The 21,320-nt window shown below is 55.3% G+C and carries 22 protein-coding genes and 1 tRNA gene; 8 read left to right on the forward strand and 15 right to left on the reverse strand.

Annotated elements, in window-relative coordinates:
- Positions 1-36: 36 nt before the first annotated feature.
- Entirely contained in the window at positions 37-1,608 is a 1,572-nt protein-coding gene (locus CU041_RS09275; protein ID WP_101246624.1) for an AmpG family muropeptide MFS transporter, read from the forward strand.
- Between the two features lie 160 nt (positions 1,609-1,768).
- On the opposite strand, the gene ptsN is transcribed toward CU041_RS09275, so the two are convergent.
- The 12 genes from ptsN to rph form a co-directional block, all read right to left on the reverse strand.
- Positions 1,769-2,233: a PTS IIA-like nitrogen regulatory protein PtsN gene (ptsN, locus tag CU041_RS09280; protein ID WP_028791622.1), complete on the reverse strand. Its 465-nt coding sequence runs from the start codon at positions 2,231-2,233 to the stop codon at positions 1,769-1,771.
- Between the two features lie 38 nt (positions 2,234-2,271).
- Positions 2,272-2,868, reverse strand: a complete 597-nt coding sequence (gene hpf / locus CU041_RS09285; RefSeq protein ID WP_101246625.1) for a ribosome hibernation-promoting factor, HPF/YfiA family — start codon at positions 2,866-2,868, stop codon at positions 2,272-2,274.
- Between the two features lie 162 nt (positions 2,869-3,030).
- Positions 3,031-4,602 (reverse strand): RNA polymerase factor sigma-54, encoded by a 1,572-nt coding sequence (gene rpoN / locus CU041_RS09290; protein ID WP_101246626.1) that lies wholly within the window; start codon positions 4,600-4,602, stop codon positions 3,031-3,033.
- A gap of 76 nt (positions 4,603-4,678) precedes the next feature.
- The gene (gene lptB, locus CU041_RS09295) at positions 4,679-5,518 is read right to left on the reverse strand and encodes an LPS export ABC transporter ATP-binding protein (RefSeq protein WP_101246627.1); all 840 of its coding nucleotides are present in this window, start codon (positions 5,516-5,518) and stop codon (positions 4,679-4,681) included.
- Positions 5,519-5,533: 15 nt separating this feature from the next.
- Positions 5,534-6,412, reverse strand: a complete 879-nt coding sequence (locus CU041_RS09300; protein ID WP_101246628.1) for an LptA/OstA family protein — start codon at positions 6,410-6,412, stop codon at positions 5,534-5,536.
- Entirely contained in the window at positions 6,409-7,116 is a 708-nt protein-coding gene (gene lptC / locus CU041_RS09305; protein ID WP_101246629.1) for an LPS export ABC transporter periplasmic protein LptC, read from the reverse strand. The genes CU041_RS09300 and lptC overlap by 4 nt, the downstream gene beginning before the upstream one ends.
- Positions 7,117-7,119: 3 nt before the next feature.
- The gene (locus CU041_RS09310) at positions 7,120-8,127 is read right to left on the reverse strand and encodes a KpsF/GutQ family sugar-phosphate isomerase (RefSeq protein ID WP_101246630.1); all 1,008 of its coding nucleotides are present in this window, start codon (positions 8,125-8,127) and stop codon (positions 7,120-7,122) included.
- 151 nt (positions 8,128-8,278) lie between these two features.
- Positions 8,279-8,890 carry a ribonuclease D gene (locus CU041_RS09315; protein ID WP_101246631.1) on the reverse strand — a complete coding sequence of 204 codons (612 nt, stop codon included), beginning with the start codon at positions 8,888-8,890 and terminating at the stop codon, positions 8,279-8,281.
- A gap of 178 nt (positions 8,891-9,068) precedes the next feature.
- Positions 9,069-9,155, reverse strand: a tRNA-Leu gene (locus CU041_RS09320).
- Between the two features lie 169 nt (positions 9,156-9,324).
- Entirely contained in the window at positions 9,325-10,518 is a 1,194-nt protein-coding gene (gene hemW, locus CU041_RS09325) for a radical SAM family heme chaperone HemW (protein ID WP_101246632.1), read from the reverse strand.
- Between the two features lie 112 nt (positions 10,519-10,630).
- Positions 10,631-11,227: an RdgB/HAM1 family non-canonical purine NTP pyrophosphatase gene (rdgB, locus tag CU041_RS09330; RefSeq protein ID WP_101246633.1), complete on the reverse strand. Its 597-nt coding sequence runs from the start codon at positions 11,225-11,227 to the stop codon at positions 10,631-10,633.
- 77 nt (positions 11,228-11,304) lie between these two features.
- Positions 11,305-12,021 carry a ribonuclease PH gene (gene rph / locus CU041_RS09335; RefSeq protein ID WP_101246634.1) on the reverse strand — a complete coding sequence of 239 codons (717 nt, stop codon included), beginning with the start codon at positions 12,019-12,021 and terminating at the stop codon, positions 11,305-11,307.
- A 302-nt stretch (positions 12,022-12,323) separates the two neighbouring features.
- Here rph and hrcA point away from each other — a divergent pair, with 302 nt between their 5' ends.
- The 3 genes from hrcA to CU041_RS09350 all read left to right on the forward strand — a co-directional run bounded on the left by hrcA (position 12,324) and on the right by CU041_RS09350 (position 14,960).
- Positions 12,324-13,382, forward strand: a complete 1,059-nt coding sequence (gene hrcA / locus CU041_RS09340; protein WP_101246635.1) for a heat-inducible transcriptional repressor HrcA — start codon at positions 12,324-12,326, stop codon at positions 13,380-13,382.
- 51 nt (positions 13,383-13,433) lie between these two features.
- On the forward strand, positions 13,434-14,078 hold the full coding sequence (grpE, locus tag CU041_RS09345; protein ID WP_101246636.1) for a nucleotide exchange factor GrpE: 645 nt from the start codon (positions 13,434-13,436) through the stop codon (positions 14,076-14,078).
- Positions 14,079-14,213: 135 nt separating this feature from the next.
- Positions 14,214-14,960: an NAD-dependent deacylase gene (locus CU041_RS09350; RefSeq protein WP_101246637.1), complete on the forward strand. Its 747-nt coding sequence runs from the start codon at positions 14,214-14,216 to the stop codon at positions 14,958-14,960.
- On the opposite strand, the gene CU041_RS09355 is transcribed toward CU041_RS09350, so the two are convergent.
- Together CU041_RS09355 and CU041_RS09360 are read right to left on the reverse strand one after the other, a co-directional pair.
- Positions 14,957-15,637 (reverse strand): ArsR/SmtB family transcription factor, encoded by a 681-nt coding sequence (locus tag CU041_RS09355; protein ID WP_101246638.1) that lies wholly within the window; start codon positions 15,635-15,637, stop codon positions 14,957-14,959. The two genes, CU041_RS09350 and CU041_RS09355, sit on opposite strands and share 4 nt — an antisense overlap.
- A 110-nt stretch (positions 15,638-15,747) precedes the next feature.
- Positions 15,748-16,983 (reverse strand): metallochaperone AztD, encoded by a 1,236-nt coding sequence (locus tag CU041_RS09360; RefSeq protein WP_212733787.1) that lies wholly within the window; start codon positions 16,981-16,983, stop codon positions 15,748-15,750.
- 212 nt (positions 16,984-17,195) lie between these two features.
- Between CU041_RS09360 and CU041_RS09365 the strand changes: the two genes are divergently transcribed.
- Positions 17,196-17,525 (forward strand): NIPSNAP family protein, encoded by a 330-nt coding sequence (locus CU041_RS09365; RefSeq protein ID WP_101246639.1) that lies wholly within the window; start codon positions 17,196-17,198, stop codon positions 17,523-17,525.
- A complete protein-coding gene (locus CU041_RS09370) occupies positions 17,522-17,872 on the forward strand; it encodes an antibiotic biosynthesis monooxygenase family protein (RefSeq protein ID WP_101246640.1) in 351 nt (116 codons plus the stop codon). The genes CU041_RS09365 and CU041_RS09370 overlap by 4 nt, the downstream gene beginning before the upstream one ends.
- A 19-nt stretch (positions 17,873-17,891) precedes the next feature.
- On the opposite strand, the gene CU041_RS09375 is transcribed toward CU041_RS09370, so the two are convergent.
- A complete protein-coding gene (locus CU041_RS09375; protein WP_101247015.1) occupies positions 17,892-18,824 on the reverse strand; it encodes a DMT family transporter in 933 nt (310 codons plus the stop codon).
- 520 nt (positions 18,825-19,344) lie between these two features.
- Here CU041_RS09375 and CU041_RS09380 point away from each other — a divergent pair.
- On the forward strand, positions 19,345-20,283 hold the full coding sequence (locus tag CU041_RS09380) for a LysR family transcriptional regulator (RefSeq protein ID WP_101246641.1): 939 nt from the start codon (positions 19,345-19,347) through the stop codon (positions 20,281-20,283).
- A gap of 93 nt (positions 20,284-20,376) precedes the next feature.
- The gene (locus tag CU041_RS09385; protein ID WP_101246642.1) at positions 20,377-21,261 is read left to right on the forward strand and encodes a glycosyltransferase; all 885 of its coding nucleotides are present in this window, start codon (positions 20,377-20,379) and stop codon (positions 21,259-21,261) included.
- The last annotated feature ends 59 nt before the right edge of the window (positions 21,262-21,320 follow it).

Genomic DNA, 21,320 nt, shown 5'->3' on the forward strand with positions numbered 1-21,320 from the left:
AGCTTCTTCGCAGCGTGTTTCAAGTTGGGGGAATCGATGCACAGCACAGAAAAGCGAAGCTGGGGTGAAGCCTTTGGCGCCTTTATTCATCCACGCGTCATTACGATGCTGTTTCTGGGCCTGTCGGCGGGCATTCCCATCCTTCTGATTTTCTCCACCCTGTCGATCTGGCTGCGCGAGGCCGGCGTCGACCGGTCGACCGTCACCTATTTCAGCTGGGCCGCCCTTGGCTATTCCTTCAAGTTTGTCTGGGCGCCATTGATTGACCGGCTGCCTTTCCCGGTTCTGCACGGGCTTCTGGGCCGCCGGCGCAGCTGGCTGATCATTGCGCAGGCCTGCATCATTGCTGCCATCCTGTGGATGGGCCTGACCGATCCGGCCGAAAACCTGACCATGATGGCCTTTGCTGCTGTGGCACTTGGTTTTGCATCGGCCACACAGGACATCGTTATTGATGCCTACCGGATCGAGGCCGCCGATGCCGACCTTCAGGCAATGATGAGCTCGGCCTATATTGGCGGCTACCGGATCGGCATGATTGTCGCCGGTGCCGGTGCATTGACGATTGCCGGCCTGTTTGAGGCCGAAGGCACCTATCAGCACTTTGCCTGGACGGTGGCTTATGGCTGTATGGCGCTTGCCATGTGTGTTGGCGTTATCACCACCCTTCTGGTGCGTGAACCCGATGCGCCCAAAACACAAAGCAAATATTTCCATGAAACGTCAGACTATCTTCGTTTCCTGGCGATGTTTGCGCTCACTGTCATCGCCTTTATCCTTGCCAATATCTATGCAGGCGACCTTACCGACCCGCTCAAGATCGGCCTGACCGATGCCGGGATGATCAAGGAGCTGTCCGGCTTTATTGCCGGGACGCTCAAACTTGCGATCGCAGTCGGTTTTGCCATTCTGGTTGCCTGGCTGACCACGCGGGTCGGCCTGACGCCGACCGGAATGGTGCAGGAAACCTATATCTCGCCGGTAAAGGACTTCATCGACCGTTACGGCAAGGTTGCGATCATCATTCTTGCCCTGATCGGGGTTTATCGCATTGCCGATATCGTCATGGGCGTGATGGCCAACGTATTTTACACCGACCTTGGCTTTTCCAAGGAAGAAATCGCCGCGGTCTCCAAGACATTCGGCCTGTTCATGACCATTGGTGGCAGTTTCCTGGGCGGCGTCCTGTCGGTACGTTATGGCGTGGTCAAGATCCTGTTTCTTGGCGCCATGCTTTCGGCCATTACCAATATCCTGTTTGCTTTCATGGCGCAGCTTGGTCCGGATACCACGATGTTTGTCGTTGTGATCATGGCCGATAACCTGTCTGGCGGTCTCGCCACAGCGGCCTTCATCGCCTATCTGTCGGGCCTGACCAACATTTCCTTTACCGCCATGCAATATGCGATCTTCAGTTCAATCATGACCCTGTTCCCGAAAATCCTTGCCGGTTTCTCGGGAACCGTGGTGGATGCGGTCGGATATAGCTGGTTCTTTGTCGGTACCGCTGTGATCGGTATCCCGGTTCTTTGGCTTGTGGTACTGGCCGGTCGCATGACCGATACCAAAGTCACGACCAAAACCGATGCCTCAGCCCAGGATGCCTGATATCGGTGCCTGATGCTGAAACCTGATGCTGATCTGGCGCGGATGCCCTTTGATCACAATCGGTCTGCCCAAAAGAAAAACCGGACGCTAGCAAAGCGTCCGGTTTTTTTAAATCTGGTCTGTCTGCATTACGGGGACTACCCGCCTTTCACTGACCGTTTCAAGCGGCCTGTTCGGCCTCGTCCTGGGTCAGCAATGCATAGATCGCGTCGGCGGAACCCGCCCCGCGCAGCTTGTCGCACATGCCCTGATTACGCAGCAGACGCGAAATCCGCGCCAGTGCCTTCAGGTGATCGGCACCGGCTTCTTCGGGTGCGATCAGCATGCAGAAAAGGTCGACCGGGTGTTCATCAACCGCATCGAATTCGATCGGGTTCTGAGCACGGGCAAAGACCATGTAGAGCCGATCAAGGTCATTGAGCTTGCCATGCGGAATCGCGACACCACCGCCTACGCCAGTGCTGCCAAGCTTCTCACGATCAAGCAGGACAGAGAAAATCTCGCTTGCGTCGCGTCCGGTAACTTCGGCTGCTTTTTCGGCAAGTTCCTCAAGCACAGCCTTTTTCGCACCGGACCGCAGTGCCGGAATGACCCCGGACGGGGTAAGTATAGATGATATGTCCATTTTTCGCGTTGCGTTGTTTGGCTCGGAATCCGTGTTCGTCACGCGCCACCAGCATCTTTATCGTTTGGATCAAGCCAACCGATATTGCCATCCGCGCGACGGTACACAACATTCAACCCGCCATGTTTGCCATTCCGGAACATCAGTGCCGGAATGTCCCCCAAGTCGAGCCGCATGACAGCTTCTCCGACAGAGAGCGTATCAATGCGATCCGGTGTCTCGGCGACAATCACCGGTTCAAACCCGTTTACGTGATCGTCATCCGAATGATCGTCATCTTCCTGTGCGATCACATAGTGAATCGCTTCAAGACGAGCCTGCTCGTGATGGTCCCGGCTTGCGTGATGATCACGCAGGCGCCGTTTATAGCGCCGCAACTGCTTGGCCACTCTGTCACAGGCTGAATCGAAGGCCGGATAGACTTCATCCGCCGACGCCTTTGCCTGTACCATCATGCCCTTGCCAACATGGACCGAAATTTGTGCCTGATAGAGATGTGCCTGTTTGGTGATCGTCACCGTGGCTTCGATCGCATGATCGAAATATTTCTCTACCGCAGGGTCCAAGGTCTCGACGACGTGCTGCCGAAGAGCATCCCCAACGTCAAGTTGCTTACCGATAACCGTAATTTGCATGGATCGCCTATCCCCAGTTGAGTGACTTCCCAGTACATATGGATGTTTGGTGCCCCTCAGTCAGGAGGCCGCACCATATTCCCTCGTCATTGCCAAGTCAAGATATGGGTATATTTCCTTTGATTGCAGTACGTTACAGTACAAATTTTCGAAAAAACGATGCTAGGAAGCACGTGATTTTTTTTCGCGCCGACGCTGGACCGACGAAGGAATGCGCATCGCTTCACGGTATTTTGCCACTGTTCGGCGGGCAATGTCGATCCCTTCCTTCCCGAGCAACTCAACGAGTTTGTCGTCAGACAAAATCTTTTTCGGATCTTCGTTATCAATCAATGACTTGATCCGGTGTCGAACAGCTTCGGACGAATAGGCATCCCCGCCATCAGATGACGAAATTGCCGTGGTGAAGAAGTATTTCAGCTCGAACATGCCGCGCGGTGTCGCCATGAATTTGCCGTTGGTCACCCGCGACACCGTACTTTCATGCATGCCGATGGCCTCGGCAATGTCACGCAGAATAAGCGGCCGCAGATGCGATACCCCGTGGGTAAAGAACCCGTCCTGCTGGCGGACAATTTCGCTGGCGACCTTCATGATGGTGGTCGCACGCTGATGCAGTGCCTTGACCAGCCAGTTCGCGGTTTGCAACTTTTCACTCATGAAGCTGCGTTCTTCGCGGTCGCGCAGGCCCGATCCGATCTGGGCGACATAATCTTCATTGACCAGAACACGCGGCAGGGCTTCGGAATTCAGTTCCAGATGCCAGTTACCATTCCCCGCCGATCGCATCAGAACATCGGGGATGACAGGGGTTGCAACTTCGCCATCGGCGGTGCGCCCCGGGCGCGGATCCAGTGTCTTGATCTCGGCAATCATGTCGTGAAGGTCGTCGGCATCAACACCGCAGACCCGGCGCAACCGGTCAAATTCGCGCTTTGCCAGCAGATCAAGATTGGCAAGCAATGCCGCCATTGCCGGATCAAACCGGTTCATTTCGCGCAATTGCAATTCAAGACATTCGGCAAGGTCACGGGCGAAAATGCCGACCGGCTCGAACCCCTGCATGATGCCAAGAACACGCTCGACCTCAGTCAACGGGCATTCCAGCGCCTCGGACACCTCATCAAGGTCACCGCCGACATAGCCGTTTTCATCAAGCATATCGATCAGATAGGACCCGATCATCCGCGACATGGCATCGGCAAAGGCGATATTGAGCTGATCATCAAGGGATTGGCGCAGCGTCGCCTCGTCGGCCAGGGTCTGTTCAAGACCGGGCAGATCATCGCTGCTGCCCGCCCCGGATCCGCCGGTTCCGCCGCCATAGGGCGACGCATAGTCGTGATTGCCCGCGACCGGTTCGCCATTGCGCGAAATTTCGCCTTCACCGTCGTAAAGCGCGTCGCTTGACACATCAAGCGGGCCGTCATCCCCGCCCATGGTTTCACTTGCGGTCAGGCGATCAGTGCCAAACCGGTCTTCGCGGTCGGTGAAATTGTCAGTGGATCGGCTGTCGATACCGTCATCGCCATTGCCAACAGCCCCGTCACCGGTCTCGGCAAAGGTCTGACCGGGGTCGGCCCGTTCCAGCAACGGGTTTTCCAGAAGTTCGCTGTCGATGAAATTGGAAAGCTCAATATTATTGAATTGCAGCAGCTTGATCGCCTGCTGCAGCTGGGGCGTCATGACAAGAGACTGGGACTGACGTAAATCGAGCCGCGCCTTCAGGGCCATTTATGCACTACCCCGTGTCAATCCGAACTCCCCCAAGACTGTTATGTCTGTCTGGTGTTTTCGTCTGGTATCGTGATCAGAGACTGAAACGATCACCCAGATAAACCCTTCGAACATCATCATTTCTGACGATTTCGTCAGGACCACCTTCCATCAAAACCCGACCGTCATGCAAGATATATGCCCGGTCAATAATGTCGAGAGTCTCGCGCACATTGTGGTCAGTAATCAAGACCCCAATGCCACGATCTTTCAGATGGCGGACAAGATCACGGATATCACCCACTGCAATCGGGTCAATCCCGGCAAGTGGTTCATCAAGTAGGACAAAGTTCGGATGTGCTGCCAGGGCCCGGGCGATTTCGCAACGGCGGCGCTCCCCGCCCGACAGCGCAAGTGCCGGTGTGCGACGCAAATGTTCGATGGCAAATTCGGCCAGAAGATCTTCAAGATTCTGTTCGCGCTTGATGCGGTCATCTTCGACCACCTCAAGGACCGCCATGATGTTCTGTTCGACCGTCATACCGCGGAAAATCGATGCTTCCTGTGGCAAATAGCCGATTCCAAGGCGCGCACGCTGATACATCGGCATTGCCGTGATATCGCGCCCATCAAGGGAAATTGTCCCGCGATCCGATGAAATCAGCCCGGTAATGATATAGAAACTGGTCGTCTTGCCAGCACCGTTCGGCCCCAGAAGGCCGACAGCCTCGCCGCGCTGAACAGACACAGATACGTCTTTAAGAACCGGGCGCTTCTTGAAGCTTTTGCCAAGATTATGCGCCACAAGCCCCTTGTTGGTCGTAATCAGCCGCGGACCACCCGCGGTCCCCGCCCCTGAGGATGCTTGTGCACCGGCAGACGCGCCTCGCGTCTTTGCGTCATCGGATTTTACGCCCTTGCGCGACCAGAACAAATTACCGACCTTTCCTCAGTTACCGGTCCCGGCACCGGCCGGGCTTTTATTTTCATCTTTTTCAGGAACCAGCAGGCCGCGAACCCGGGCCTTGCCGTCACCATTGCCATTTGCCGTCAGACGACTGACACCGGTATTCAGATCAACAACCGCGCGATCCCCGTTCAACTGGTTTTCTCCGCGGGTGATCTTAACCGATCCGATCAATGTGGCGATACCTGTTTTCGCATCATAAACGCCCTGATCGCCCACGACAAAGTCGGTGGATGTGCGAATATTCACATTGCCCTGACCATCAATGCGGCGCAACTCGTTTGCACCGTCCTTGCCCGGTTCAAACCGTGCTGTCAGCGTATCACCACGCAGGGTTCGGTCCTCGGAGGTTGCAACCGCGTTGCCACGGGCCACTGCAATCCGCTCGGTCTCCCAATATTCAAGGCTGTCACGCGCTGTCAGGGTTTCCTTTGGCGTGGTGTATTTAAGGTTATCACCGGTCAGAACCACCACCGCCTGATCGATGTCATAAACTGCCTTGTCGCCGGTGGCGACATCGGTATCCGATGACAGTTTGACATTGCCGATCGCAATGATGCGGTAAATCTCGCTATTGCCGTCGCGATCACGATACAGCGCTTGAAGCTCATCTGCATCGACGCGCGATGTCCCGCGCTTGGCCACCGCATTGCCGCGGGCAATCAGGACCTGTTCGTTGCGACGCCATTCAATGCCGTTATCGGATTCGACTTCAAGACCGCCACTGCCATTTTGCGCCAGGCCCAGCGGATTGGCCTTTGCACTGTTTGGCAGACCCGACAGAGCCAGCACAGCACCACCAAGCATCAGGGCCGCAACAAGCGTTCCGGTTTTTCGGCTCAGATGCCCCATTGCGATCATGACTTCCCTTTCAATGCGCTATCGAAAATCACCAGTTTGGACTTCCCGAGAAACCGGATCACCGCCCCTTTGTTTTCCAGCTCAAACCCGGAATCGGATTTGATCGTGCCGAACGGCCCCTGGCCATCGACCGGCACCGTCCCGCTTGCAGAACCGGAATTCATAGCAATTTCAGCTTCTTCGGTGTGAATTTCAAAGCCGTTATCGTGATACATATTGACCGTACCAACAAGATCGAGCATCCCGTTTTCTTCGGTATAGAACCCCTCATTGGCGGTAAGCGCGATCCAGGATCCGTCTTGCAGGGTGATGTCAGCCTGCGGCGCATCCAGATAGATATGTTCGTTGCGTTCCTGGGTTTCCGGGGTTTCGATGGCTTCGCGTGCAGTCACGGTAAAGGGCTGCTTTTTGCCATCCACACCAAAGAAACGCGGGTTGCTCATGGCAACATTTTCCATCAGATCTTCGGGGGATGTCGAAAACCCAAGGCGGAAGCCGCTATCCTGAACCTGTTCGATCTGCGGCCACAGCACCACAAGCGCCATCAGCGCCAGTGCAATCATCGGCAGAACGAATTTCAGCATGGTGACAATCATCCGTCGCAACGGATTGATGCGCACCTCGCGGCGACCGGAAGGCAGCCGGTCGCGCGAAAGGCCTTCGGCCCTTTGCGATGCGACCTTTGGCGTGCCTTCGATACTCATTGCTTATGCCACTCCCGAACGCAGAAGATCATGGATATGGACAAGCCCCACCGGCACCTTGTTTTCATCCAGAACGAACAAGGCGGTGATGCTGCGATCATTCATGATTGCCAGGGCCTCGACCGCCAGCGCATCGGCATGGGTCACCTTGGGCCCGGCGGTCATGACATCGCCAACCTTCATCGCCACCAGATTGTCAGCCATGTGACGGCGCAAATCGCCATCGGTCACAATCCCGATCAGCGCGCCATCGTCGCCAAGCACCCCGACACAACCAAAGGAATGGCTGGTCATGGTCACAAGGGCCTCCGACATCAGCGCGTCGCGCGCAATCAGCGGCAGGCTGTCTGCATCATGCATGACGTCGTGAACATGCAGCAAACGCTGCCCCAGCTTGCCGCCGGGATGGAAAGTACGGAAATCATCGGCGCTAAAGCCGCGGCGCTCCATCAAGGTCACCGCCAGCGCATCGGCAAGGGCCAGCATCGCCGTGGTCGAGGTGGTCGGGGCCTGCTTGTTCGGGCAGGCCTCCGGACTTGCCGGCAAAACCAGCGGACAGTCCGACTGCTTGGCAAGCGAGCTTTCCGGTTTACGGGTCATGCCGATCAGCGGCACGTTAAAGCGCCGGGTAAAGGCGATGATGTCCGACAGTTCCGGGGTTTCGCCGGAATTGGACAGGGCCAGAACCGCATCATCCTTGCCAATCATGCCAAGATCGCCGTGGCTGGCTTCGGCCGGATGGACAAAGAAGGATGGTGTTCCGGTCGAGGCAAAGGTTGCCGCGATTTTCTTGGCAATATGACCACTTTTGCCCATGCCGGTAATCACCAGACGGCCCTTGAGGCCTTCGATCAGGTCAATCGCCTTGCAGAAATCACCATTGAGCGAGTCTGCAAGTTCGCGCAGTGCCGTGGCTTCGATATCAAGTACCCGGCGCGCAATCGCAAGATCGGCATCAGACGCCGGTGCGGGAGCATTTTTTGAGGTGGGAGCGATAGAGGTCACTGTCATCTGTTTCTTGTTTGCGTTTCCTGCCCGGAGATAAGGCACAAGGCCCCTTATGCAAGACCAATGAGCCGAAACTATGAACCTGACAGGTGTAGGGGTCAATTTTATTGAACCCCATACACCGCCATTCTTCACAGGCGGTTAACCGCAATGATTAATGGGCAAAAATATCGGTTTCTTCCCAACCCGACAGATCAAGCGTCGCACGGGTCGGCAGGAAGTCAAAACAGGCCTGGGCCAGTTCGGTACGGCCTTCACGGGCCAGACGACGATCAAGCTCTTCCTTGGCCTTGTGCAGATACAGCACATCGGACGCCGCATAATCGATCTGTTCCTTGGTAAGCTCGGCGGCCCCCCAGTCGGAACTTTGTTGCTGCTTGGAAATCTCGACCCCGACCAGTTCACGCAAAAGGTCTTTAAGACCATGACGGTCGGTATAGGTGCGGATCAGTTTGGAGGCGATTTTGGTGCAATAGACCGGCGCGCACCGCACACCGAGATATTTGTCCATGACCGCAATGTCGAAACGCCCGAAATGAAACAGCTTCAGCACCGACGGATCGGCCAGCAGTTTTTTCAGGTTCGGGGCGCTGTAATCTTCTCCATCGAACTTGACCAGATGGGCATTGCCATCCCCGCTTGAAAGCTGCACGACACACAGACGGTCGCGGTGCGGGTTCAGCCCCATGGTTTCGCTGTCGATCGCCACCACCTTGCCAAGGTCAAGATCGTCCGGCAGATCTCCGAGATGGAGGAAATTGGTCATCGCGGTTCTCCAAATGTCAGAATTTGCCTGTTCTTAACACAGCGAACCGCCGCTCGCATCGCAAAAGTCATGCCATTTGTGGGGTTTTTCACGCATTTCCCCCCGTTTTCTGAGCCCGAACAGCGCAAATTCGGCCCAAAACGACAATACCCCAGCACATCAGAAATGTGCTGGGGTATGGTGCCCAGGAGAAGACTCGAACTTCCACGACCTAATGGCCACTGGCACCTGAAGCCAGCGCGTCTACCAATTCCGCCACCTGGGCATAGGGGCATCTGGTTTTGTTCGGGCGGTGTCCGCCGGAACGGGGCGGAATATACGCGGTCAGCTTAAAGTGTCAACCAACTTTTTGATGGTTTGGTGAAACTAAATCGCGCAAAGCCGCCTTGGGCCGAAAACACACGGATTTTCCTTGGTTTTCGCGGATTTTAACATCACGCCGAATGGTCGAACAAATAGCCCAGAACACCATTCAGCCGGTTTCTGCCCTGCTGCGTTGCGCGAAGCCCCGCAGAATCACAGATCAGATCACCCGACGCGATCAGGGTTTCGAGCCGTTCCGAATCCAGCACATCACGTGGTGCCTTGCCAATGATCCGATCAAACCGCGATACCGGAATGGTTTCATTAAGCCGAAGGCCCATCATCACCATTTCAAGCAGGCGTTCATCCGCATCCAGCACGGTTTCTTCCTGCGTGCCATGGCCATGCTTTTCCACCCGATCCAGCCAGATTTCCGGCGCACGGTGGCGGCGCACCGCCATCGGGATGGTGCTGCCATCGGGTTGAATCACCGCTTCGCGGCCATGTGCGCCCGGGCCAATGCCCAGATAATCGCCACAGCGCCAGTAAACGAGGTTATGGCGGCTTTCCTGACCGGGCTTGGCGTGGTTGGAAACCTCATAACAGCGATAGCCGGCCGCTTCGGTTTCTTCCTGGGTGATTTCGTAAAGTTCGGTGGCAAGGTCTTCATCAGGCACCACCAGTTCGCCGCGCTGATGCAGGGTATAGAACTGCGTGCCCGGCTCGATGGTCAGCTGATAAAGCGAGATATGACCATTGGCGATATCAAGCCCTTCGCGCAATTCGCGACGCCAGGCATTGGGATCATGTTCCGGACGGGCATAGATCAGATCGAATGAAAAGCGATCAAACACCGTGGTTGCCACATCAAGGGCGCGCAGCGCCTCCTTGGCGGAATGCACACGGCCCAGGAATTTAAGGTCACGGTCATTGAGCGCCTGGATACCGATCGATACCCGGTTGATGCCATTGGCCGCAAAGGCCGAAAAACGGTTAATCTCGACCGTGCCCGGATTGGCTTCCAGCGTGATTTCAAGATCGTCCGTAACCTGCCAGAAGGTCTTGATATCGGCAATCAGTGCGCCCGCGGTTTCCGGATCCATCAGCGACGGCGTGCCACCGCCAAAGAAAACCGACCCGACAACGCGCCCTGGATGACGTGCGGCACCCGCAGCAAGCTCTGCGCGCAGCGCCTTGCGCCAACGGGCATGATCAACACTGTTCGCGACATGGCTGTTGAAATCGCAATAGGGGCATTTCGACAGACAGAACGGCCAGTGGATATAGATGCCAAACGGCACGGTTTCGACAAGGGGTGCGGACACGCGGAACTCTTTTTAAATGCGGGAAGCAGGGCCATAAACTAACACGCACCGCCGATCCTGACATCAGCGATGCGTGCATATGTTCAATGCAGGGTTCGGGCCTGTGAAAGGCTTATTCGAAGCAGGCCTTGACCAGTTGGGCAAAGGCATCGGCACGGTGGCTCATTTCATGCTTTTTGGCCGGGTCCATTTCGCCAAAGGTTTCGTCATATCCCTTGGGCTGAAAGATCGGGTCATAGCCAAATCCGTGACGACCGCGCTTCGGCCAGACGATTTCGCCATCGATCTTGCCTTCGAAATTCTCGACATGCCCATCGGGCCATGCCAGTGACAATGCACAGATAAAGGACGCCCGGCGATCCGGGTGGTTGCCGATCCCGTTCTGGACCTTTTCCATCGCCATGTCGAAATCCTTGTCCGGACCGGCCCAGCGCGCCGAATAGATCCCCGGTGCACCATCAAGGGCGGAAACCGCAAGGCCGCTGTCATCGGCCAGTGCCGGAAGATTGGCCCCCTTTGCCGCGGCCATCGATTTCAGCTGCGCATTGCCGATAAAGGTCTTTTCGGTTTCTTCTGGCTCTGGCAAATCAAGTTCGCCAGCTGAAAATACCTCGATCCCGAACGGGGCCAGCAATTCGCCAATTTCCTTGATCTTGCCTTTGTTATGGCTGGCAATCACCAGTTTCTTTTCCGTAAAACGACGCGCCATTTTTCTGCCTGAGATGCGATAAGGGTCAGATGTGAAAAGCGGCAGGTGGGATGCCTGCCGCAAACTGCAATTCCAGCTTAAAGACCAAGGGCCTCGCGCTGTTTGGCAAACAGCTCTTTGCAGCCTTTTTCCGCCAGCGCGAACATCTTGTCGTAAGAGTCGCGATCAAACGGCACGTCTTCGGCAGTTGCCTGCACCTCGACGATGCCACCATTGCCCGCCAGCACAAAGTTGGCATCTGCACCCGCATTGCTGTCTTCGGCGTAATCCAGATCAAGAACGGCCTCGCCTTCATAAATACCGCATGAAATGGCAGCAACCGGCTGGGTCAGCGGGATTTCCTTGATCAGGCCAAGGCGGCGCACGCCCTGAAATGCCAGATGGGCCGCGACATAGGCACCGGTGATCGATGCGGTACGCGTACCGCCATCAGCCTGGATGACATCACAATCCAGACGCATCTGCATTTCGCCCATGGCTTTCATATCGGCCACAGCACGGATCGAACGACCGATCAGGCGCTGAATTTCCTGGGTACGGCCCGACTGGCCGCCACGCGCGGCTTCACGCTGCATGCGCGAATCGGTGGCACGCGGCAGCATGCCGTATTCTGCGGTGATCCAGCCTTTGCCGGAATTGCGCATCCAGCCAGGCACCTTGTCTTCGACCGTGGCGGTACAAATAACGTGGGTGTCGCCGAATTTGATCAGGCAGGACCCTTCGGCATATTTCGAAACACCGGTTTCAATGGTTACGTCACGAAGCTGATCGGGGGTACGGCCGGATGGGCGCATGAGTGGGAACCTCTTGTTTGTAAGGTCAGGCCCTTGTGACAAAGCAACAAAGGCGAACTGTCTGAAAATTTGGCCCAAAGTACGGTGCCACCCGCCAAAGGTCCAGCAGTTTCCCCGTCAAAATTGCGTCCGATTCGCACATCAATGACCCGGTCGGCAAACAACGTTTTCAAACCAAGGGCTTGAAGCAATGCAGCTTTCACCATGTGCGGCCCCGCGGTGTGATTGACGCCATCGCCTTGCCTGACTAAATTCTCAAAAGCATTGAGACAGCTTTGTCTGAACCGGTTGGCACAGAACAAATGGCGCATTTTGACGATACATTGCTGGGCGATATGAATGCGCGGTCACGTGAAGTGTTCCGCCAGATTGTCGATGCCTATGTCGAAACCGGCGAACCGATCGGGTCGCGGTCCATTGCCCGGCGCATGTCCGAAAATCTTTCGGCTGCAACCATTCGCAACGTCATGTCCGATCTTGAAGACATGGGTCTTCTGGTTGCACCGCATGTTTCAGCCGGCCGCCTTCCCAGTGAAAAGGGGTTGCGGCTGTTTGTGAATGCCTTGATGGAAGTCGGCGATCTTCCCAATGCTGAACGCGACCAGTTGACCAAGAATTGCGAACAGGCGGGCTATTCGCTTGATCAGATGCTGGGCGAGGCCACCACAATGCTATCCGGCCTGTCACGCTGCGCAGGCCTTGTGGTTGCACCGAAAACCGATGGCATCCGGCTTAAACAGATTGAATTTGTCGCGCTTTCGCCCGGAAAAGTGCTTGCGGTTCTGGTGTCGCAGAACGGCACGGTTGAAAACCGAATCCTGGATGTACCGGTCGATTTGCCCGCCTCGGCATTGACAGAGGCGGCGAATTATCTAAATACCCGGTTGGCTGGAAAGACACTTGATGATGCAAGAGTACTGATCACAAAGGAACGTGATCAGCTCAAGCAGGAGCTTGATGATCTTTCGGCCAATCTGATTGATGCGGGCCTTGCGACATGGGCCGGCGGGGTCAAGGGATCGTCTCTGATCGTTAAGGGACAGTCACAGCTGCTTGAAAATATCGATACGATAGAACAGCTTGAGACCGTTCGCCGCCTGTTTAACGTGCTTGAGGCCCGTGATCAGATGATTGAATTGCTCGATGTGACGACGGATGCCCAGGGCGTTCAGATTTTCATCGGGTCGGAAAATAAACTGTTTGGCGGATCGGGTCTGTCGATGGTGATTTCGCCCTATCAGAATGCAGAAGGCAGCATTGTGGGCGCAATCGGGGTTGTCGGACCGACCCGGATCAATTATGCCCGGATCATTCCGCTGGTCGATTATACCGCCAAGCTGGTCGGTCGACTGATTGGATAAATCGCGGCGCTGCGTGTCAGGCCGCACAACGTGAAAGTAGTAAGGTTAGCCATGTCGGAAACCGCAAAAAACAATCCGGAAGATCTGCAGGATGTAAATGCCGCAGAGGAAACCGCAGCTGAAGACGTCGCAGCAGAGGCGACCGAGGCAGAAAGCGAAGAAGTTGTTATCGAAGATCCGGTCGCAGCCCTCGAAGCCGAAGTCGCAGAACTGAAAGACCGTCTGTTGCGTCAGGCCGCCGAGGTGGAAAATACCCGCCGTCGTGCAAAAAAAGACGTCGAGGATGCCGGCAACTACGCCATCACGAAATTTGCCCGTGACCTTCTGGATGTGGGCGACAACCTGCGCCGCGCACTCGAAGCAGCCGGTGATACCTCCGATGCTGACCCGGCGATGAAAACGCTGGTTGACGGTGTCGAGATGACCGAAAAGGCGCTACTCAAGGCGATGGAACAGAACGGTATCGAAAAGCTTGAACCGCTTGGTGAAAAGCTTGATCCGAACAAACATCAGGCCGTGTTTGAAATGCCGAACCCGGAATATCCGGACGGTCATGTCGCACAGGTCATGCAGGCCGGTTACGTGCTTAAAGGCCGCTTGCTGCGCCCGGCAATGGTCGGTGTGACCAAAAATCCGGCCGGCGAAGCCCCGGCCAAGGAAGACGGCCCGGGCAGCAATGTCGATACTTCGGCCTGATCGCCACAATATTCAGATAAACCGGTTTTAGCGGATCGGGTTTAGCAACCACCCCTGCCAGACATACTTGGCGGGGGTGTTTTGTTTGCATTAGGCTGTCGGGCAGAAGTCCCCTGCGAATCAAGGATCACTAAGATGCCGCTCCGCCCCGATCTGATTGAAATCCTGCGTGACGAAGCCGCCCCGATTGTCATTCTGACCGGTGCGGGCATTTCCAAGGAAAGCGGCCTGCATACATTTCGCGATCCTGACGGTATCTGGGCGAAATACGATATTTCCGAAGTCGCCACACCCGAGGCCTTCGTGAACAACCCTGATCTGGTGCATTATTTCTATAATGACCGCCGATCCGGATTGCTTGATCCTGCGGTTCAACCCAATGCCGCCCACATTTCCCTCGCCCGGCTTGAAGCCGAGTGGCCGGGGCCTGTGCTGCTGGTGACGCAAAATATCGACGATCTTCATGACCGGGCCGGATCAAAACACCTGATCCATATGCATGGCGAGCTTTTGAAAATCCGCTGCAATCATTGTGATCTTCTTGCCCACTGGTCTGATAATCTTGCCAAGGAAACCCCCTGCCCGTCCTGTGGCAAGGCTGGCGGGCTTCGTCCGCATGTCGTGTGGTTTGGTGAAATGCCCCTTGAGATGGAACGCATATACGCCGCCTTGGGCGAATGCGGGCTTTTTATCTCGATCGGAACATCGGGAAATGTCTATCCTGCTGCCGGGTTTGTTCAAATCGCGCATGAAGAAGCCGGGGCGGAAACGGTCGAGCTCAATCTTGAACCAAGTTCGGGTGCGACGCTGTTTGAACACAGTGCATACGGGTCGGCAACCGACCTGGTGCCAGCCTTTGTCGCAAGCTTGCTCGGCGATTAGAAATTCACAAGATCACGGAACTGGCGTTCGCCATCGCGTTCAAACCGTACAATGCGCGACTCCGCAACCCGCCTGGCCCAACCCAGCTCATAAAATCGGTCCAGCATTGCCGCCCCAAATGAACCGGCCAAATGCGATTGCCGTGCACTCCAGTCCAGACATTCCCGGCAAAGCGGACGGCGTTTGCGACGCAAGGCTTCAAGATCAATGCCAAATTTGTCAGCAAACGCCACGCCGGCATCGGTCATCACCACGCCATTTACGGTATTTTCGATCAGCTTTCCTTTGATCAATCCGTCAAACAGGGCAACCCCCATGTCCCCCGCCAGATGGTCATAGCAAACGCGTGCCTTGCGTAATTCCGGGTCCTTCGGCCCGGTCCGCACCCGGTTATGTCCAACCCGGTTCGCAATCCCCATCAGGACCTCAAGCGCCTCGACAATATCGGGACCCGACAACGTGAAATAACGATGTCGCCCCTGTTTGCGCGGCACAACAATCTGCCCGGCTTCTAGTTTTGCCAGATGGGAACTTGCGGTTTGCGGGGTAACACCGGCTTCCTGCGCCAGTTCGGCAGCTGTCAATGCCCGACCGCCCATAAGCGCGGTCAGCATATTTGCGCGCGCCGGATCACCAAGCAATGCGGCCACACGGGCAATATCGGGTCCTTCTTTCATCCTTCGATAGTAATCGAAGTGTGATCACCAAACAACAACCAGCAAAGCGAAAGGCGGACAGATACCTGCCCGCCTTTGCCTTAATCACTGGAATTGGTTCTTGTCGCTGATCAGTGGGACAGGCCCGAACCACCCAACGCAACAATATTGAATGGCAGCCCGTCGACCGGGATTTCACCTTTGTTTGCAAAAGTCTCGGCATCAACGAGTCGGACAAGATGTTCGCGCGGATCGGTCACGCTAACCACGTCACCGGCAACAGCAATGCGCGGACGCGGATCACGCCAGTGGCCATCCTTGCTATAGGGTTTGGTGATTTGGGCAGACCGGACAATCTTGCCATCCAGCAAATCCACCGCATGAAGATAGCCATCCTCGGTGAAGACATAGGCAATGGTCACGCGTGCCGGATCAAGGATGAAGTGCACGTATCGGACCGGCAAGTTAATCAGATGAAACGGGTTCTGTTCGGTGCGATCAATTAAGACCAGCTTGTCTGAACCGTAATCGCCAAGGAAGAACTGCATCGCCTTGCCACCGGCCAGATGCCCTACACGACCTTCCGGCATGTCCTTGCTATAGGGCAGCATTTCAACTGTCGGCGCATCATCACCATTCTGATAGGCGATGATCACCCCCTCCTCGCAGCCAAAGGCCGTCACACCGGCAGACGATGCTTCGCCATGCAGGCCGGTGCAGGTATGAACAGGACCAACCTGTTTTCCATCCTGATCAAGAACCTTAAGGCCCAGCCGCGGCGGCAGACTGCCCGGCTTGGTTTCAACAGCAAGATTTGGCTCGGAGATCAGATGATAGTTCCCCTTTGGCACAACAACGCCATGATGGGGCGCACTGCCTGTAACTGTTTTATGCACGGATTTTCCGGCAATCAGATCGCCCTCATCAAAGACCTTTGCCGCACCCTCACCATCAAAGAATATATAGAATACGCCATGATCGGGCACGGCGTGGACCGGGCGTTTGCCCGCAATGGTTATGGGCAGCAATGCCGGATCATGGATTTCAAGGTCGCTGTGATCCCTGTGCGAGGACAACTCAATACCGCTATCGATCATGTTGACGACATCATGATCCATCTGAACAGCAGCCAGGGTTCTGCCGCTTTGGCTTGGGACAAGATGCGTGACATAGCCCTTGGTGGCAAACCGGTCGATCACCGATTTCTGTTCCAGATCAAGGACCGTTACCCCGCCCTCTTGCTGGTCGGTAACAAAAAGACGCCATGCCTGTTTGGTTTCATCATCGGCCCGGGCAACAGAGACACCCAATACCGGCATCAGAACCGCACCACTTATGATCGCGGCCTGAACCACATGTTTGAACAACGAACGCTCCCATTAAATGTTATGTTATAACGTAACATTTAATAACGTCCTTTTTCACACCTGTCCATGCCCCGTCACGTTCTTTGCTGTCGCTTCTTGTAATTGCCCATAGTTCGATCCGTATCGAAGCAACAGGGCGATCATTTGCGCTATCTCCGACAAATACCGGGACCTTCACCGGTTTCGTCACCATTTACATAAGGAAGAGCGCCATGATCACCTGCTTCATCCGCTATGAAATCGATCCCTATAAAAAGGATGCCTTCGTCCAATATGCCCGAAACTGGGGGCAGGCCATTCCGCGTTGCGGGGCCGATCTTGTCGGGTATTTCGCCCCGCATGAAGGATCGGTATCGACCGCCTATGGTATCTATCATTTGCCCGATCTGGCATCTTATGAGGCCTATCGCGCCCGGTTAAAGGACGATCCGCTGGGCCGGGAAAACTATGCGTTTTCCCAACGTGAAAAATTCATCCTGCGCGAAGAACGCCAGTTTCTCAAACTGGCGTCCGCCCCGCATGCGGAGCTGATCAAACCATGATCGCGGTCATTTTCGAAGTCACACCTCACACGGCGCGCTATGACGATTATCTTGCCATTGCGGGTGATCTCAAACCGGTGCTTGAAACCATGGATGGCTTCATTTCGATCGAACGGTTTCAAAGTCTGAGCACACCAGAGAAAATCCTGTCACTGTCATTCTGGCGTGACGAGGATGCCGTGAAAGCCTGGCGCAATCTGGCGGAACACCGTTCTGCACAGACCCAAGGCCGAACCGGAATTTTTAAAGATTACCGTTTGCGGGTTGCCGGTGTTATCCGGGATTACGGCATGTTTGAACGCCAACAGGCACCCGACGATTCCCGATCACGCCATGACCGCGCCTAGATCGGCATGAGTGGATCAATCATGCTTCTGCCGGTTTCGGGGATGTTTCATCATCCCCGATTTCCTCGGTATCTGTTGCCTGCTGCGGCTTCGCACCACCTTTGTAATCCAGAAGCATCACCGCAAGAATAACAATTCCCGCCCCGACGAAAATGACCGGCACCGGCAACATATCAAAGAAAATCAGGTCCATCGCGACTGAAAATGGCAGGGCGGTATAGGCTGCTGGTGACACAACACTGGCATCTGCAACCCGTACGGCACGCAAAACCATATAGTTGGTCATCATGGCAAAGAACCCTGCCCCCGCCGAATAGGCCCAATCGGCAAATGACGCCGGCTGCCAGGAGATCAGGGCAATCGGCACCCAGATCACGACTGCAATGATTTGCGGCCAGAACAGCATGGAAAAATTGGTCTCGGTGCGCGTCATCACCTTGGCAAACAGGGTTTGCGCCGAAAAACAGAAGGCACCGATCAGGGCAGCAGCCACACCAAGCGGCACACCGAACCCGTCCATGCGTGGCGCACACATCACCCAAACCCCGATCAAACCCAGAACGGTTGCAATCATTTTGCGTGCTGTCAGCTTTTCACCAAGGATCACAACCGCCAGCAACACGGTCAGCAATGCCTCGATAAACAAATAGGCATTGACCTCGGCAATGCTCATCTGACGAAGCGCAAAGAAGACGAAAAACAGCGACCCGTACCACAAAACACCACGCGCAATATGGGCCATCGGACGGCGGGTGCGGATCGAACGGGTGCCAACAAACATCAGGATGATCAGGAACACCGCAACCGTCGTTATTGCCCGCATGGCAAGGATTTGAGCCGTCGGAACGTCATGGGATACCAGCTTGGCACAGACATCGACAAAAACGCCCGATGCCATTGCAGCCGTCATCCATAAAACGCCGCGGACATTTCCGCTTAGAGCACTCAACATCAAATCCAATCCATTTTGTTTGTCATTGGCGCGTTGTCTGGCAAGGAACGCTGCGCGCGGGGGCGATGCGGGGCATCGTTCTCGGAATGTAACGCTGGGAAAAACGTCCGCACCCAACCCTTCGGGCCGGACACCCGTTCTTTCCGCAACATAGATGACCGTGACCTTTGCGCCGCCAAATTTTGCGACCGCCTTCTTGCGGAACATCTGGTTGCTTTGGGCAAAACCGGTTGGACTTGATGCTGAATGCTCTTGCCGCATCAGCGTCCGGTCATGATCGTTTCCATGTTTGAGGTTGTTTGGGGGTTTCCGGCAGTCAGGGAGACTGGCTTACGAGGTGGCGCAAGGAGACATCGGAAAATCTACGGCCGGAAACCCTTTATGCCAATGATATTGCCCGCTTGTTTTGAAAAATACGAATGAAGAGTTTTCAGCCATTGTTGAGTTTTTTTTGCCCCATTTTCCGATCACTCCTGATAGACAGGTATGACGAAGGAAACAGCTGGTATGGAAACACAAAATGCGCCGGAAACTGCCCCCTTTACGCGCACTTGTCGCCTTTGAAGCCACCGCCCGCCATCAGAGCGTCAAGGGCGCAGCCGAAGAACTGCATGTCACACAAAGTGCCATCAGCCATCAGTTGCGCCAGCTTGAGGAAAATCTTGGTGTTGTCCTGTTCACACGCAAAGGCCGCGGACTAAGCCCGACCAAATCGGCCGAACTTTTGTTGCCGCGCCTGACCGAGGCCCTGGACGGCATTGCCGACATCACCGGCGAAGTCGGTCCCGACAAGGGCAAGGCGATCCGTATTGGTGCGCTTGCAACACCGGCCCTGACCGTGTTGCTTTATGAACTTGATAACCTGCGTGACCGGCTGCCGGGTGATATTCCTGTCCAGTTCCGCAAGATCGAATTTGATGACGGGCTTGATCCGCTTGAAATTGATCTTGCCCTGCAAATTGCCCCCAAGGACCTGCCCGGTCCGGAAGATTGGGTAACTGAACTTCTGACTCCCGAAGTCTATACCGCCTTTGCCGCCCCCGAATGGCTGGCAAAACGCGGATTTGATGCCCGCAACATCAATGTTGCCGAGCTCGGCCCGCGGGATATCTTGCTGATCGACAGTGACAGTGAACAGTTTTCCCAGATCGAACAATGGTTCAAGGCCGGCAAGTTCTCCCTCGCTGATTGCTGGACCTTCAGCCATCATATCTGGGCGCTCGAAGCGGCACGTGCCGGTCAGGGGATCGTTGCCAGCACCGACGTTGTTGCCCGCAACTATGTCGAACGTGGTGAACTGGTGCCGCTGAATTTCCCGGATTTCATTTCGCATTGGTGGTACCGCCTTCTGATCCGCCCGGCGCGTCAGAAGGACCCGGTCGTGATCGAAGCCGCCAACTGGATCCGCGAACTGATCAATCCGAAAACCGCATCACTCGCACGCAAGAAATTCATGTAAGCGAATTGTCAATTGCCCTTAAGGATTCGTAAGGGTAGGCTCGGTTAACAATAGCGGGCAATGCTGCGAAAAAGACGGGGTAATTTGGGGAAGATGACATCTTTGGTGTCGGTCGTTGTCACGACCTATAACTGGCCGGAAGCACTGTCACTGGTGCTCAACTCGCTCGCCGATCAGAAGGACCGCAATTTCGAAATCATCATTGCCGATGACGGATCTGCCGGTGCGACGACGCGTGTCATTGAAAATTTCGCAGCCACCTGTCCTGTTCCGGTGAAACATTACTGGCATGAAGATAACGGCTTTCGGGTCGCAAAGGCACGAAACGGGGCAATTGCGATGGCCAAAGGCGATCTTGTTGTCTTCATTGACGGCGATTGCTGTGTCATGCCCGACTTCGTCAGCCGCCACCGCAAAGCGGCAGAAGCCGGATGTTTTGTGTCGGGCAAACGCGTATTCATCAAGGAACGTCTGACCAATATGCTTTTGAAGCGCAAATGGGCCTTCCACAAATGGCCCCGCGCAGCCCTGTTTGGCGTTTCACTTTTTGGTTTCTGCAACCGCCCGTTCCAGTTTATCCGTCTGCCGCATAAGGGCCCCTGGCTTTGGGAACATGAAAACTGCTGGCGCAAGGCCCAGACATGCAATCTTGCCGTGTTCAAAGCGGATATCGATCGTATTCACGGCTTTGACGAGGCATATGAAGGTCACGGCTGGGAAGATTCAGACTTTGTACTGCGCCTTCTGCGATCAGGTCTGCGGCGCAAAAATGTCGAATATTGCTCACCGGTATTGCACCTGTATCACGACCGCAAAATTCCGCAGCGCCATCAAACCAGCAATGCGGTTTCCAACTGGCATCTCTTTAACGAAGACCTTTTGCGTGATCAGAACAGGTTTTTGCCGTCAGGTATTGCCGCACAGTCAAAACACCCGGAAACTGCGTCTTCTTTCGCAGCCGCAAAAGAGATAGCGTGATTTTCGACCAAGGATGCATGTGCACCCCCTTGGAAGCGGCGACAATTCGCGATAAAAGG

Origin of the sequence: Thalassospira povalilytica (assembly GCF_002844235.1) — a bacterium.
Taxonomy (GTDB): Bacteria; Pseudomonadota; Alphaproteobacteria; order Rhodospirillales; family Thalassospiraceae; genus Thalassospira; species Thalassospira povalilytica.

Coding starts and splice junctions, on each gene's coding strand:
- rph (WP_101246634.1), bottom strand. CDS start 12,021: ATGCGCCCATCCGGCCGTACCCCCGATCAGCTTCGTGACGTAACCATT.
- grpE (WP_101246636.1), top strand. CDS start 13,434: ATGTCGGAAACCGCAAAAAACAATCCGGAAGATCTGCAGGATGTAAAT.
- CU041_RS09300 (WP_101246628.1), bottom strand. CDS start 6,412: ATGATCGCAATGGGGCATCTGAGCCGAAAAACCGGAACGCTTGTTGCG.
- CU041_RS09355 (WP_101246638.1), bottom strand. CDS start 15,637: ATGAAAGAAGGACCCGATATTGCCCGTGTGGCCGCATTGCTTGGTGAT.
- CU041_RS09315 (WP_101246631.1), bottom strand. CDS start 8,890: ATGACCAATTTCCTCCATCTCGGAGATCTGCCGGACGATCTTGACCTT.
- CU041_RS09365 (WP_101246639.1), top strand. CDS start 17,196: ATGATCACCTGCTTCATCCGCTATGAAATCGATCCCTATAAAAAGGAT.
- hrcA (WP_101246635.1), top strand. CDS start 12,324: ATGGCGCATTTTGACGATACATTGCTGGGCGATATGAATGCGCGGTCA.
- CU041_RS09385 (WP_101246642.1), top strand. CDS start 20,377: ATGACATCTTTGGTGTCGGTCGTTGTCACGACCTATAACTGGCCGGAA.
- CU041_RS09370 (WP_101246640.1), top strand. CDS start 17,522: ATGATCGCGGTCATTTTCGAAGTCACACCTCACACGGCGCGCTATGAC.
- ptsN (WP_028791622.1), bottom strand. CDS start 2,233: ATGGACATATCATCTATACTTACCCCGTCCGGGGTCATTCCGGCACTG.
- CU041_RS09310 (WP_101246630.1), bottom strand. CDS start 8,127: ATGACAGTGACCTCTATCGCTCCCACCTCAAAAAATGCTCCCGCACCG.
- rpoN (WP_101246626.1), bottom strand. CDS start 4,602: ATGGCCCTGAAGGCGCGGCTCGATTTACGTCAGTCCCAGTCTCTTGTC.
- CU041_RS09380 (WP_101246641.1), top strand. CDS start 19,345: ATGCGCCGGAAACTGCCCCCTTTACGCGCACTTGTCGCCTTTGAAGCC.
- CU041_RS09275 (WP_101246624.1), top strand. CDS start 37: ATGCACAGCACAGAAAAGCGAAGCTGGGGTGAAGCCTTTGGCGCCTTT.
- CU041_RS09375 (WP_101247015.1), bottom strand. CDS start 18,824: ATGTTGAGTGCTCTAAGCGGAAATGTCCGCGGCGTTTTATGGATGACG.
- CU041_RS09350 (WP_101246637.1), top strand. CDS start 14,214: ATGCCGCTCCGCCCCGATCTGATTGAAATCCTGCGTGACGAAGCCGCC.
- lptC (WP_101246629.1), bottom strand. CDS start 7,116: ATGAGTATCGAAGGCACGCCAAAGGTCGCATCGCAAAGGGCCGAAGGC.
- rdgB (WP_101246633.1), bottom strand. CDS start 11,227: ATGGCGCGTCGTTTTACGGAAAAGAAACTGGTGATTGCCAGCCATAAC.
- hpf (WP_101246625.1), bottom strand. CDS start 2,868: ATGCAAATTACGGTTATCGGTAAGCAACTTGACGTTGGGGATGCTCTT.